General features: G+C 74.0%; 12 protein-coding genes. 10 read left to right on the forward strand and 2 right to left on the reverse strand.

Annotation, left to right across the window (positions count from 1 at the left end):
• The first annotated feature begins 138 nt into the window (after window positions 1–138).
• From OG823_RS09695 to OG823_RS09705, 3 genes are all read left to right on the forward strand, one after another.
• Window positions 139–1,239, forward strand: coding sequence for an alanine--glyoxylate aminotransferase family protein (locus tag OG823_RS09695; protein WP_371479056.1), 1,101 nt, complete (start codon window positions 139–141; stop codon window positions 1,237–1,239).
• A 225-nt stretch (window positions 1,240–1,464) separates the two neighbouring features.
• Window positions 1,465–2,970: an MFS transporter gene (locus OG823_RS09700; RefSeq protein ID WP_371479057.1), complete on the forward strand. Its 1,506-nt coding sequence runs from the start codon at window positions 1,465–1,467 to the stop codon at window positions 2,968–2,970.
• Between the two features lie 229 nt (window positions 2,971–3,199).
• Complete coding sequence (locus OG823_RS09705) at window positions 3,200–4,771, forward strand: TauD/TfdA family dioxygenase (RefSeq protein WP_371479058.1); 1,572 nt, start codon at window positions 3,200–3,202, stop codon at window positions 4,769–4,771.
• A 46-nt stretch (window positions 4,772–4,817) separates the two neighbouring features.
• Here OG823_RS09705 and OG823_RS09710 read toward each other — a convergent pair whose 3' ends face one another.
• On the reverse strand, window positions 4,818–5,363 hold the full coding sequence (locus tag OG823_RS09710) for a MarR family winged helix-turn-helix transcriptional regulator (protein WP_371479059.1): 546 nt from the start codon (window positions 5,361–5,363) through the stop codon (window positions 4,818–4,820).
• 301 nt (window positions 5,364–5,664) lie between these two features.
• Between OG823_RS09710 and OG823_RS09715 the strand changes: the two genes are divergently transcribed.
• Window positions 5,665–6,510 (forward strand): SDR family oxidoreductase, encoded by an 846-nt coding sequence (locus tag OG823_RS09715; RefSeq protein ID WP_371479060.1) that lies wholly within the window; start codon window positions 5,665–5,667, stop codon window positions 6,508–6,510.
• A gap of 102 nt (window positions 6,511–6,612) precedes the next feature.
• Here OG823_RS09715 and OG823_RS09720 read toward each other — a convergent pair whose 3' ends face one another.
• Entirely contained in the window at window positions 6,613–7,407 is a 795-nt protein-coding gene (locus tag OG823_RS09720; protein ID WP_371484383.1) for a GntR family transcriptional regulator, read from the reverse strand.
• A 301-nt stretch (window positions 7,408–7,708) separates the two neighbouring features.
• Here OG823_RS09720 and OG823_RS09725 point away from each other — a divergent pair, with 301 nt between their 5' ends.
• The 6 genes from OG823_RS09725 to OG823_RS09750 all read left to right on the forward strand — a co-directional run bounded on the left by OG823_RS09725 (window position 7,709) and on the right by OG823_RS09750 (window position 13,024).
• Window positions 7,709–8,881, forward strand: coding sequence for an ABC transporter substrate-binding protein (locus OG823_RS09725; protein WP_371479061.1), 1,173 nt, complete (start codon window positions 7,709–7,711; stop codon window positions 8,879–8,881).
• Between the two features lie 8 nt (window positions 8,882–8,889).
• Window positions 8,890–9,882: an ABC transporter permease gene (locus OG823_RS09730; RefSeq protein ID WP_371479062.1), complete on the forward strand. Its 993-nt coding sequence runs from the start codon at window positions 8,890–8,892 to the stop codon at window positions 9,880–9,882.
• Window positions 9,870–10,697, forward strand: coding sequence for an ABC transporter permease (locus OG823_RS09735; RefSeq protein WP_371479063.1), 828 nt, complete (start codon window positions 9,870–9,872; stop codon window positions 10,695–10,697). The genes OG823_RS09730 and OG823_RS09735 overlap by 13 nt, the downstream gene beginning before the upstream one ends.
• A 21-nt stretch (window positions 10,698–10,718) precedes the next feature.
• Window positions 10,719–11,804, forward strand: a complete 1,086-nt coding sequence (locus OG823_RS09740; protein WP_371479064.1) for an ABC transporter ATP-binding protein — start codon at window positions 10,719–10,721, stop codon at window positions 11,802–11,804.
• A gap of 194 nt (window positions 11,805–11,998) precedes the next feature.
• Window positions 11,999–12,697, forward strand: a complete 699-nt coding sequence (locus OG823_RS09745; RefSeq protein WP_371479065.1) for an HAD family hydrolase — start codon at window positions 11,999–12,001, stop codon at window positions 12,695–12,697.
• A gap of 6 nt (window positions 12,698–12,703) precedes the next feature.
• Complete coding sequence (locus OG823_RS09750; RefSeq protein WP_371479066.1) at window positions 12,704–13,024, forward strand: multidrug efflux SMR transporter; 321 nt, start codon at window positions 12,704–12,706, stop codon at window positions 13,022–13,024.
• Window positions 13,025–13,135 lie beyond the last annotated feature (111 nt).

A 13,135-nucleotide genomic window follows, 5' to 3' on the forward strand; every position in this document is an offset into this window, starting at 1 on the left:
CCCGCACTCTACCGACGGGCCCGACCGGGCCGCCGGGCCGGATGAGGCAGACTGGCCGAAGCCGTCCGTACACCGTGCACTGCGGTCCGCGGACGGCGGAACCCGTCGTGATCAGCGCCCAGCGAAAGGCCCGGCCCCGTGAGCCCCTTCCTCGACCTCCCCCCGCTCGGTGCCGCGCGGTTCGCCGCCATCGAGGACCGGGTCGCCGCGCTGCTGCACACCACCGCCGACGTGATCATCACCCAGGGCGAGGCGCTGCTGCCGCTGGAGGCGGCCATCCGCGGCGCCGCGCACCCGGGCGGCACCGCGCTGAACATCGTCACCGGCCCGTACGGGCAGACCTTCGGCAACTGGCTGCGCGACTGCGGCGCCGAGGTCGTCGACCTCGCCGTGCCGTTCGACTCCGCCGTCACCGCCGAACAGGTCGCGGACGCGCTGCGGGCCCACCCCGGGATCGGCTTCGTCTCCCTGGTGCACGCCGAGGCCGCCACCGGCAACACCAACCCGGTCGCGGCGATCGGCGCCGTGGTCCGCGAGCACGGCGCCCTGCTGATGCTGGACGCCGTCGCCTCGGTGGCCGCCGAACCGCTGCTCACCGACGCCTGGGGCGTCGACCTGTGCGTGATCGGCGGGCAGAAGGCGATGGGCGGCCCCGCCGGGGTCTCCGCCGTGTCGGTCAGCGACCGCGCCTGGGAGCGGATCGCCGCCAACCCGGCCGCGCCCCGCCGCTCCTACCTCTCCCTGCTGGACTGGAAGGAGCGCTGGACGGACGCCGGGCGCACCGTCCTGCCGCACGCCCCCGCCCAGTTGGAGATGCTCGCCCTGGAGGCCTGCCTGGACCGGATCGCGGCCGACGGCCTCGACGCGACCGTCGCCCGCCACCGCGCCGCGTCCGACGCCACCCGCGCCGGCGTGCGCGCCCTGGGCACACTGAGCCCGTTCGTGCACGCGGACGCCCACGCGGCCCCCGTCGCCACCACGCTGCGCACCCCGGCCGGCCTCGACGCCGCCGCACTGGTGGCGTCGCTCGACCCGGCCCTGCCCGTCCAGGCCGGTGGTGGCGCGCTGGCCGCCGAGATGCTGAGGGTCAACCACTACGGCCGGGCCGCGTCGCTGGAGGTCGTCCAGGACTGCCTGACCGCGCTGGGCACGGCGCTGGGCACGGCCCCGGCCGCGGTGGACGGCGCACGCGCCGCGGCGGCCGGCGCCTGGGAGGCCGCCGCCGCCCCGGCGAACTGACGGCCGGCCCCCGGGGCCGGGCAGGCCGGGGCAGAGCACCGGGCAGACCGGGCGCCGGGCACCGGGCCGCCCGTGCGCGGCCGAATCGATGGTGGACCGTCAGTACCGCGGCCTGCTGTCCGGGGTGACGCATCGGAAAGCGGCACCGGCCGAGGCTCCCTGACCGTCCGGTGGCCGCGGGGCCGCCGGGCTGCGAACCGGCCGGGCCTGTGCGAACCTACGAAGGTGTCAGACAAAACGGAGCAAACCGTACCCGACGAAGCAGCCGGACGCCCGGCGGGTGCGGCCCTGTTGGCCGCCACCTGCGTCTCGACCCTGGTCGTCAACGCCAACACCTCGGCGGTGAGCATCCTGCTGCCCGCGATCAGCGAGGACACCGGCACGTCGCTGGACACGCTGCAGTGGGCCATCACCGGCTATTCGCTGGTCGGCGCGGCCGTGATCGTCACCTCGGGCGCCCTCGGCGACGTCTTCGGGCGACGGCTGGTCTTCCTCTCCGGGCTGGCCCTGTTCATCGTCTCGTGCGCCCTGATCGCACTGTCCGGCAGCGGCGCCGGGGTGATCGCGGGCCGGGCGGTCCAGGGGGCGGCGGGGGCCACGATCCTGGCGTGCGGGATGAGCCTGCTGTCGGTCGCGACGTCAGGGCAGGGGCGGGTGCGCGCCGTGACCCTCTGGGGCGCCGCGTCGGCGGTGGGCGCGGCGGTCGGACCACTGATCGGCGGCGTGCTGGTGGACGGCGTCGGATGGCAGGGCCTGTTCTGGATCGACGCGGCGATCGCGGTGGCGTGCGTCCCGGTCACCCTGGCCGGCATCGCCGAGTCCCGTGACCCCGGCCGCAGCCGGTCGATCGACTTCGCGGGGACGGTGCTGATCGCCGCCGTGCTGGCCCCGGCGCTGCTCGCGCTGAGCGAGGGCGCGGACTGGGGCTGGGCCTCGGCGGCGGTACTGGGCTGCCTCGCCCTGGCGGTGCTCGCGGCGGTGGCCTTCGTGATGGTGGAGCGGCGGGTCCAGGAGCCGCTGGTGGACCTGCGGCTGCTGCGCGACCGGGTGCTGATCGGCAGCACGGTGGCGATCCTGCTGAGCGCGGGCGTGATCAACGGTCTGATGTACCTGGTCAGCCTCTACTTCCAGAACCCCGCCACGCTCGCACTGAGCCCGTTCCAGGCCGGCCTGGCGACGCTGCCGGCGACCGTGGGCCTGATCGCCGTCACCCCGCTGGTGCCCAGGGCCGTCAAGCGCCTCGGCGTCGGGCCGGTGATCGGGGCGGGGTTCGCGGCGGCCACGGCCGGCTGCGCACTGCTGGTCCTGGTCCAGGGCGACTGGCGGTACGGCGCGTTCGCGCTGCCGCTGGTGCTGATGGCCGCCGGGCTGGGGCTCGTCAACGGTCCGGCGAGTTCGGCCTCCACCTCCTCGGTGTCCGCCGAGGACGTCGGTGCGGCGTCCGGGATCTCGAACATGGCCCGGTACATCGGCGCCGCCGCCTTCACCGCGGCCGTGGCCACGGTGAACACGTCCGTCGGCGAGTCGCACCTCTCCAGTGGCGCCGGGGCGGCGGACGCGCTGGCGGCCGGCCTCTCCCGGTCCTGCCTGCTGCTCGCGATCACGTGCGGGGTGGGCGTCCTGCTCTCCGTCCTGGCGGCCCGCAGCCGTCGCCGCCGGATCAGGCCCGGGGCGTACGGTGCCGCCGCGGCCTCGCACGCCCACACCGTCCGGACCGAGGGCGCCGCCTGACGCGAGGGGCCGCCGCCGACCGGCCCGATCCGGTCCGCCCGCCCGCCCGCCCGCCGGTGACACGCCGCCACCGGGGGGCGGGCCCACTGTTCCCGCGCCGTTCACCTGGTCGGCATCCGGGGCTCACCCGCAACCGGGAAGGTCGTCGGAACGGCAAAGTTGGCTATACAACTTTGCCGGCCGGAGAACCGTCGAACCGTACCGGGAAGTCCCGGACTAGGAGAGCCCCATGTCGCTCCCGCCGTACTGGCTGCGTGACAACTGCCCCTGCGCCGAGTGCCGCGACCCGCGCAACGGGCAGAAGCTGTTCCAGATCACCGACCTGCCCGACGATCTCACGATCACCCGGGAGGAGGAGGCCGACGGCCTGCTCCACGTGCTCTGGTCCGACGGACACCGCTCACGCTACCCGCTCGACTGGCCGGCGCAGGAGCACGTCGGCGACGGCCGCAGCGAGGCCGGCAAGCGGCTCTGGACGGCCGCCGACTTCGCCGCCGGGATCCCCGAGGCCGACTGGGCGGCCTATCTGGCGGACCCGGTCGAGCGGGCCGCGGTGCTCGGCGCGGTGCTGCGCTCCGGATTCGCCGTGCTGCGCGAGGTCCCGGTCGTCGAACGCCAGGTGCTCGCGGTGGCGCGGACCTTCGGGTACGTCCGGGAGACCAACTACGGCGAGCTGTTCGACGTCCGGGTGGAGGCCGACCCCAACAACCTGGCGTTCACCAGCGCGGCCATCGCACCGCACTCCGACAACCCGTACCGCGACCCGGTGCCGACCCTCCAACTGCTGCACTGCCTGGACAACTCGGCCGTCGGCGGCGACTCCGGGCTGGTCGACGGCTTCCGGGCGGCGGCGATCCTGCGCGAGGAGGCGCCCGCCGACTTCGCGGTACTGACCCGCACGCCCGTCCCGTTCGTCTTCCGCGACCGGGCCACCGAACTGCGCGCCGACCGCCCGTTGATCGAACTGGACCCGCTCGGGCGGATCCGGGAGGTGCGGTTCAACAACCGCTCGATCGGCACGCTGCGGCTGCCCGCCCCCGAGCTGGAAGCCTTCTACGCGGCGTACCGCCGGTTCGCGGCCGTCACCCTGCGCCCGGAGCTGCGGCTGGAGTTCCGGCTCGGGCCGGGCGACTGCCTGATCTTCGACAACGTCCGGCTGCTGCACGCGAGGACGGCCTTCGAGCGGAACGGCGGCCGCCACCTCCAGGGCTGCTACGCCGACCTGGACTCGCTCTCCTCCACCGTGGCGGTGCTGCACCGCCGCACCGCCGCGCTCGACGCCGTCGCCGACCACTTCGAGGGCGAGGGGGCCGCCGAGTACCTGGGCGAGGCCGTCACGCTGGCCGAGCACATGCTGCAGGCCGGCGCGCTGGCCGAGGCCGCCGGGGCACCCGCCCACCTGGTGGCGGCCGCGCTGCTGCACGACGTCGGCCACTTCGACGGCGCCGGGCTGGAGCTGATGCAGGGCCGGGACAACCGGCACAGCGACGCCGGGGCCGACTGGCTGGCCCAGTGGTTCGGCCCCGAGGTCACCGAGCCCGTCCGACTGCACGTCGCGGCCAAGCGCTACCTGTGCACCGTCGAACCCGGCTACCGGGCCCGGCTCTCCGACGCCTCCGAGTACACGCTGCAGGTACAGGGCGGCCCGATGTCCGAGGAGCAGGCCGCCGCCTTCGCCGCCCACCCGGGCGCCGCCGACGCGGTGGCGGTCCGGCGCTGGGACGAGGAGGCCAAGTACACCGACACCGCCACCCCGGGCTTCGACCACTTCCGCCCGCTGCTGGCCGCCCTGATGCGCTGACCCGGCGCGCCGTCCCGGGACGGACGGCAGGCCCGGGACGGACGGCCTACTTCCCGGACGCCCGCCCGGCCGGGGCTGCCGGGGCTGCCGGGGCTGCCGGGGCTGCCGGGCCTGCCGGGCCTGCCGCATCGCGCTCCGCCGTCAGCCGGGCCGCCTGACCACGCCCTACCTCGGCGACGCGGCGGAAGTACTCCATGATGACGTGCAGTTCGGCGTCGTCGAAGCCGGCGATCGCCGCCCCGAACGCCTCCCCGGGCTCGTCCCAGGCCTCACCCAGCGACTCCAGCGCGCCCGGCACCAGCGCCACCAGGGCGCGGCGGCGGTCGGCCGGATCGGCACGCCGCTCGACCAGGCCGGACCTGGCCAGCCGGTCGACCAGCCGGGTGGCGGACCCCGGGGTGAGCCCGGTGAGACGGGCGATCTCGCCGGAGCCCAGCGGGCCGCGCTCCATGTCCAGCAGCGCCAGCGCCTGGACGTCGGTCGGGTGCAGGCCGAGCCGGTCCGCCATGGTCTGGTTGAACAGCGACCAGGCGGCGTAGTGCCGCCGGCTCTCGTCCGCGACCTGCTGGAGCAGGTCCGCGCGCTCTGTCATCCGCTTGCCTCTCCGGATCACCGGCGTACCGGCCCCGGGCGGGCCGGGCCGGGAATTAACTTGCGCCGCACAATCATTGCGTCGCACAATATGTGAGTCGCGAGGCCCATTCTACGGGCCGCCTCCGGCGCGCCGCCCCGCGGCAGACCCTGCCACCGGCCCGTCACAGCCCCGGGCGACCGGCCCGACGGCGCCCGGAGCACCGGGCCGGCCCCGTGACCCCGGCGCCGGACCGGACCGCCTCCCGAACGCCCGAACGCCCGTCGCGACGGCACCAGCCACCTCTTCGAACGGAAACCCCGTGACCATCCTCGTCACCGGCGGCCGCGGCCGCATCGCCCGTACCCTCACCCGACTCCTGCACGCCCGCGGAGTCCCGGTCCGGGTCGGCACCGCCGCCGACCCGGCCGCCCTCGACGTTGCCGAGGGCGTCGGAGCCGTCCACTGCGACCTCGGCGACCCGGCCGGGTTCCCCGCCGCCCTGGACGGCTGCTCGGCGGTCTTCCTCTACGCCGCGCGCTCCCACGCCGAGGCCTTCGCCGACCGCGCCGCCGAGGCAGGCGTGCGGCACATCGTGCTGCTCTCCTCCTCCTCGGTGCTCGCCCCCGACGCCGAACAGGACGCACTGGGCGGACACCACGTACGGGCCGAGCGGGCCCTGCGGGCCTCCCCGGTCCTCTCGACGTTCCTGCGCCCCGGCGCCTTCGCCGCCAACGCCCTGCAGTGGGCCCGGCCGATCAGGTCCACGGGCGCCGTCGGCCTGCCCTACCCGGGCGCGCACTGCGATCCGATCCACGAGTCGGACGTCGCCGAGGCCGCCCTCGCCGCCCTCACCGATCCCGACCGCCTCGGCGGGCGTGCCCACCATCTCACCGGCCCGCAGTCACTGACGTTCCGCGGGCAGATCGAACAGATCGCGGACGTGCTCGGACGGCCGCTGGGCGTCGACACGGTCGGCCGTCAGGAGTGGGAGCGGCAGAACGCCGGGCACATGCCCGCCCACTTCGCGCAGGCGCTGCTCGACCTCTGGAAGTCGGCCGACGGCGTGCCCGTCCCCCTCACCCGGACGGTGGAGGAGCTCACCGGCCACCCTGCCCGCCCGTTCGCGCTCTGGGCGAAGGAGCACGCGGCCGACTTCAGCGCCTGACGACGCGCCGGACGGAGCCCGGGCGACCACCGGCGCAGGGAGCGGCCCAGGGAGCGGCCCAGGGAGCGGTCGTCCGGCCGGCCGGACGGAGCGCCGGCTCCCTCAGTCGCTCTCCCGCGCGTGCCGCGAAAGCGCGGACGCGGCCATCGAGTTGTGCACGCTGAAGGCCACCGTCCCCGGCAGGTAGCGGTCCTGGGACCACTCCACCGGTGTGCCGGTCGGGTCGGTGGTGCGGCGGCGCTCACGCAGCAGCGGGCTGCCGCGCCGGCAACCCAGCAGGCGGGCGTCCTCGGCGTTCGCGGCGACCACGTCGATGGTGTGATCAGCGTCCGTGAACAGGATGCCGTGCTCCCGCAGGTGCTCGGTGTGCGACACCACGTCGGCCGGCAATTGGGCCACCAACTCGCCCACCACCGGCGGGTAGACCGTCCGCTCGACCATCACCGGCACACCCGAGAGGGTGCGCAGTCGCACCGTCACGTACACCTCGGCGCCCGGTTCGAGGCGCAGCTGGTCGAGTTCGGCCGGGTCGGCCGGCCGGCGGACCAGTGAATCCAGGATGCCCCCGGGCTCCTCGCCCATCGAGCGGGCCCAGTGGGTGAAGCTGAGCAACTCCGAGAAGCTCTGCACCCGGGCGTTGCCGAGCACCACCCGGCGGGTGCCGCGGCGGGACGTGACCAGGCCGTCCGAACGCAGCACCGCCAGCGCCTGGCGCACCGTGCCCCGCGAGACGCCGTACTGCTCCGCGAGGGTGCCCTCGGCGGGCAGCCGACCGGCTTCGCCGTACGCACCGGTGGTGATGGCCTCGCGCAGGTCGGCGGCGACCTTGCGGTACAGCGCTGGGCCGCGCTCGGTCCCGGCCGGGCCGGGTGCGGGCTGGTCCGGCTGCAGTGCCACGTCAGTCAAAGTCCCTCCTGGGGCGGTGTCCTGCGCGGCCGTACCGGCGCGGACAGGCTGACCCTATCCGCTGCGCCCTGGAAGCATCGCACCGTCCTGATCCGTGGCAGACGACCGGATTCGACCGTTCCCGCAGCCGCCCCCCGTTCTCGGGCATCCGTTCACCTTCCCGTCACCGGGTTCCGGCGTACTTACCCACGTCGGCGAAGTTGGCTAGTCAACTCGGCGGCCCCAAGAGACGAAATCACACCCGCGCACCTTCCCCTTTCTCGCAGTACGCCCCTGATCAGGAGACTGACTCGTGACCGTGCACCGTGCCCGTGCCGCCGCTTTCGCGGCCGTACTGACCGCAGCCGCGCTCTCCCTCTCCGCCTGCGGCTCCGCGGGCTCGACCGCCGCGAAGTCCGGCGACGCCGCCCAGGCCGGCGCCAAGGCCGCCAAGGACGCGACCTCCGCCGCCGACCTCGGCGGGATGGACGCGCTGGTCGCCGCCGCCAAGAAGGAGGGCAAGCTGCACGTCATCACGCTGCCCCGGGACTGGGCGAACTACGGCAAGATCATGGACTCGTTCAAGGCCAAGTACGGCATCGAGATCGAGGACGAGAACCCGGACGGCTCCAGCCAGGACGAGATCAACGCGATCACCTCCCGCAAGGGCCAGGACCGCGCCCCCGACGTGGTGGACCTCGGCAGCGCCTTCGCCCAGTCCGGCATCAAGGACGGCCTGCTCGCGCCGTACAAGGTGGCCGGCTTCGACAAGGTCGCCGACACCATGAAGGACGCGAACGGCCAGGCCGTCAACGACTACGGCGGCTACGTCTCGATCGGCTGCGACGCCAAGAAGATCGCCACCTGCCCGAAGACCTTCGCGGACCTGCTCAAGCCCGAGTACAAGGGCCAGGTCGCGATGAACGGCAACCCGACCAAGTCGGGCTCGGCCTTCGGCGGCGTCTACGCGGCGGCGCTGGCCAACGGCGGTTCGCTGGACGACATCCAGCCCGGCATCGACTTCTTCGGCAAGCTGAAGCAGTCCGGCAACTTCAACCCGGTCGAGTCGACCCCGGCGACCGTCGAGAAGGGCGAGACCCCGATCAGCATCGACTGGTCGTACCTCAACGCCGGTTACACCGACGAGTTCAAGACCAAGGGCGTCGACTGGCAGGTCGCCGTCCCGGTCGACGGCAGCTACGCCCAGTACTACAACCAGGCGATCAACAAGTGGGCCCCGCACCCGGCGGCCGCCCGCCTGTGGCAGGAGTACCTCTTCAGTGCCGAGGGCCAGAACCTCTTCCTCGGCGGCTACGCCACCCCCGCCCTCTTCGACAGCATGAAGAAGGACGGCACCCTCGACGCCGCGGCCGCCGCCAAGCTGCCGACCGTCGAGAAGCCCTTCACCAGCTTCCCGACCCAGGACCAGATCGCCGCGGCCAAGAAGGTCGTGACCGAGAACTGGGCCAAGGCGATCGCGGGCTGATCGACACCATGACCACGGCTCCCACCCCGGTGCCGACCCCCGCCGCCACTGACCCCAGTGGCGGCGCGGGGGCCCCCGGCACCGCCCCAGCGTCCACCCCCACCGTCCCCGCTCAGCGCTGCACCGGCGCCCATGCCCCGGCCGGCCGCCGACGGCGACCGCGTGGCGGCTCCTGGCTCGCCGCCCTCCCGCTGCTGGTGTTCTTCGCGATCAGCTTCGGCCTGCCCGCCGTCGCCATCGCCACCGGCGCCTTCACCGCCTCCAGCGACTCGGAGACCGGCGCCGGCCAGCTGACCACCGACAACCTCACCGCCTCGGTGCAGGGCGCCTACTGGACGGCCCTGCTCAGCAGCGTCAAGCTGTCCGCCCTCACCGCACTGCTCGGCACCGTGATCGGCCTGCCCATCGCGCAGGCCGTGGTGACCTCCCGCTACAAGGCGGTGCGCGAGGCCGTGCTCTCCGCCTCCGGCGTGCTCGCCAACTTCGGCGGCCTGCCGCTCGCCTTCGCCTTCGTCGCCACCCTCGGCAACGCCGGCGAGCTCACCAAGCTGCTGCACCTGACCGAGCACGGCTGGAGCCTGTACTCCTTCACCGGGCTGACGGTCGTCTACCTGTACTTCCTCGTCCCGCTGATGGTGCTCAGCATCACCCCGGCGCTGGACGGCCTGCGGGTGCAGTGGCGGGAGGCGGCCCACAACAACCGGGCCACCACGCTGCAGTACTGGCGCCACGTCGCACTGCCGATCCTCTTCCCGTCCCTGCTCGGCGGCTTCGTGCTGCTGTTCGGCAGCGCCTTCGCCGCGTACGCCACCGCCGCCGCGATGGTGGGCGCCACGGTGCCGCTGATCAGCCGCTCGATCGCGGACGCGCTCTCCGGCAACGTACTGGTCGGCCAGGGCAATCTCGCGCTCGCCCTCAGCCTCGACATGATCGTGGTGGCCGCCCTCGTGATGGCCGTCTACCTGCCCCTCCAGCGCCGGAGTGCCCGATGGCTCAGCTGATCTCAAGGCTGCGCCTGTGGCGCGGCGCGGTGCTGCTGGTGGCCGGCCTCTACTTCGTGCTGCCGATGGCCGCCTCGGTGTACTTCAGCATCGACGACCCGAAGGGCTTCACCTTCGAGGCCTACACCGGTCTGCTCGGCGCGCCCGGGTTCACCGACAGTCTCTGGCTGACGCTCCGGCTGGCCCTGGTGACCGTCCTGGTGGTGCTGGTCCTGCTGGTCCCGGCACTGATCGCGGCCAGGCTGGGCACGCCCCGGCTGCGCGCGGTGCTCGAGGTGATCTGCACGCTCCCGCTGGTGGTCCCGCCGGTGGCGCTCACGGCCGGCCTGATCGGCGTGCTGCGCTGGGGCCCGGACCATCTGATGGACACCCCGTTGTTCCAGACCTTCGTGTTCGTCCAGGACCCGAAGTTCCCGATCGTGCTGGTCGTCGCGTACGTGCTGATGTCACTGCCGCTGGCCTACCGGGCGCTGGACTCCGGGCTGCGCGCGGTGGACGTGCGCACCCTGGTCGAGGCGGCCCGCAACTGCGGTGCGAGCTGGCCGCGCGCGGTGGTGACCGTGGTGCTCCCCAACCTGCGCGGCGCGCTGCTGAACGCCTCCTTCCTGACCCTGGCGCTGGTGCTCGGCGAGTTCACCGCCGCCTCGATCCTCGGCTACCAGCCGTTCGCGGTCTGGATCTACTCGGTCGGCAACAGCCAGGCCCAGATGTCCGTCGCCGTCTCGGTCCTCAGCCTGCTGATCACCTGGGTGCTGCTGCTCCTGCTGGCCGCGGCCGGCCGCGAGCGCCGCCACCGCACGCCCGCCCGCCCCTGACTTCGTTAGCGAGAACCCCTCATGACCACGGTTACCGCCCCCGTAGCCGGCGCCGCCACCGCGCCCGGCAGCGCGGCCGTCGAATTCCGTTCGCTGCGCCGTGCGTTCGGCGCCACCACCGCGCTGGACGGCCTCGATCTCACCGTCCGGCCGGGCGAACTGCTCGCCCTGCTCGGCCCCTCCGGCTGCGGCAAGACCACCGCACTGCGCATCCTGGCCGGGTTCGAGCAGCACGACGGCGGCCAGGTGCTGGTCGACGGCGAGGACATCACCCGGATCCCCGCGCACCGGCGCGACGCGGGCATGGTGTTCCAGTCCTACAGCCTCTTCCCGCACCTGACGGCCGCCGACAACGTGGCCTTCGGGATGCGGATGCGCGGCGCCGCCAAGGCCGCGCGGCGCAAGCGCGCGCTGGAACTGCTGGAGCTGGTCGGCCTTCCGCAGCACGCCGACCGCTACCCGCACCAGCTCTCCGGCGGACAGCAGCAGCGCATCGCGCTGGCCCGCGCGCTGGCCCTGGAGCCGAGGGTGCTGCTGCTGGACGAGCCGCTCTCCGCGCTCGACGCCAAGGTGCGGCTGAGCCTGCGCGAGGAGATCCGCCGGCTCCAGCAGGAGCTGGGCATCACCACCCTGTTCGTCACCCACGACCAGGAGGAGGCGCTGTCGATGGCCGACCGGGTCGCCGTACTGCGCGCGGGCCGCCTGGAGCAGTGCGCGACGCCGTCCGAGCTGTACGCCCGACCGGCCACCGCCTTCGTCGCCGAGTTCGTCGGCACCATGAGCCGCATCCCCTGCGAGCGCGCCGGTGAGGGGGTCGAGGTGCTCGGCCGCCGCCACCCGGTGGACGGCGCCGTGCCCGCCGACGGTGAACTGCACGTGCTGGTCAGGCCGGAGAAGGTCGCTCTGACGCCGGCCGAGGGCGGCCCGGCGCTGGTCGTGGCCGCGTCCTTCCTGGGCGCCGTCACCCGGCTGACCGTCCGGCTCGCCGACGGCACCGAGGTGAAGGCCGACCTGCCGACCGAGGCCGCCGCCGTCCTCCCGATCGGCAGCACGGCCGACATCACCCTGCCCGAGCGGCCGGTCCTGGTGGACCGGCGTCCGGCCTGAGACCGTCGGGTACGGCCCCGCAGCGCCCTCGGCACTCCCAGCGCCCTCGGTGCCACCTCGCCACCTCGCCGGGGTTCCGGAGACCGGGATGCCGGAGCGCCGGTGCACCGGGATGCCGGGGCACCGCGGCGCCGCACGACCCGCTCGACTCCCGCAGGACCCGCACCACTCGAAGCGCCCGAAAAGGTACCGCCATGCCTGACACCGCCATGTCCGACTCCGCCCCGCCCTGGGCCCCGCCCGCCGCCGTCCTGTTCGACATGGACGGCACCCTGGTGGACACCGAGCACCTCTGGTGGCAGGCCGCCGCCGAACTCGCCACCGAACTGGACCTCACCCTCACCGAACGGGACGTCCCCGAGGTGCTCGGCCGGGCCGTCGAACACACGGCGGCGCACCTGCACCGCAGTAGCGGCACCGCCCGGAGCGAGGCCGACCTCGTCGAGCGGCTCGGCGACAGCTTCGCCGGAAAGGTCGCCACCGAGATCGTCCCCCGCCCGGGTGCGCTCGCCCTGCTGGCGGCCCTGCACGACGCGCGGGTGCCGACCGCCCTGGTGTCGGCCTCCCCGCGCCGGGTCGTCGACCTGGTGCTCGGCAGCATCGGCAGCGAGTGGTTCACCGTCACCCTGGCGGCCGAGGACACCGAGCGGACCAAGCCCGCCCCCGACCCCTACCTCGCCGCCGCCGGCCTGCTCGGTCTCGACCCGGCCACCTGCGTCGCCGTCGAGGACACCCCCACCGGCGTGGCCTCGGCCCACGCGGCGGGATGCGCGGTGCTCGCCGTACCGTCCGCCGTCCCGATCGGGGCGGCCCCCCGGGTCACTCTGCTCGACAGTCTGGAGCAGGCGGACCTGGCCCTGCTCGGGAAGCTCGCCGCCGCCCCGGCGGTTTGACGGGCCGTGCCCTATCTGCTGCTGAGCCTCGCCATCGTCAGTGAAGTCTGCGCGACCAGTTGCCTGAAGCTCACCGAGGGCTTCAGCCGGCTCTGGCCGAGCCTGGGCGTGGGCGTGGGCTACGTGCTCTCCTTCGCCCTGCTCGGACAGGCTCTGAAGCACATACCGGTCTCCGTCGCGTACGCGGTCTGGTCCGGGGCCGGGACAGCCGCCGTGGCCGGCATCGGCGTCCTCGCCTTCGGCGAGAGCCTCGGCCGAGCCCAGTGGCTGGGCCTCGCCCTGATCATCGCCGGCGTGGTGGCGCTGAACCTGCGCGGCGGTCACTGACGCCGGGCGGGTCGCGTCGATCGGATTCCGCGACGGCCACGGGGCCGCCACGGGGCCGCCGGCCGCCTTCCACCGGGGCGGTAACGGCGGGCTGAGGGGCGCGGAGCCGGG

Origin of the sequence: Kitasatospora sp. NBC_00315 (assembly GCF_041435095.1) — a bacterium.
Taxonomy (GTDB): Bacteria; Actinomycetota; Actinomycetes; order Streptomycetales; family Streptomycetaceae; genus Kitasatospora.

Bases quoted from the DNA above. Each gene is read 5' to 3' on its own strand.
- OG823_RS09745 (WP_371479065.1), top strand. From the start codon at position 11,999: ATGCCTGACACCGCCATGTCCGACTCCGCCCCGCCCTGGGCCCCGCCC.
- OG823_RS09735 (WP_371479063.1), top strand. From the start codon at position 9,870: ATGGCTCAGCTGATCTCAAGGCTGCGCCTGTGGCGCGGCGCGGTGCTG.
- OG823_RS09740 (WP_371479064.1), top strand. From the start codon at position 10,719: ATGACCACGGTTACCGCCCCCGTAGCCGGCGCCGCCACCGCGCCCGGC.
- OG823_RS09730 (WP_371479062.1), top strand. From the start codon at position 8,890: ATGACCACGGCTCCCACCCCGGTGCCGACCCCCGCCGCCACTGACCCC.
- OG823_RS09710 (WP_371479059.1), bottom strand. From the start codon at position 5,363: ATGACAGAGCGCGCGGACCTGCTCCAGCAGGTCGCGGACGAGAGCCGG.
- OG823_RS09705 (WP_371479058.1), top strand. From the start codon at position 3,200: ATGTCGCTCCCGCCGTACTGGCTGCGTGACAACTGCCCCTGCGCCGAG.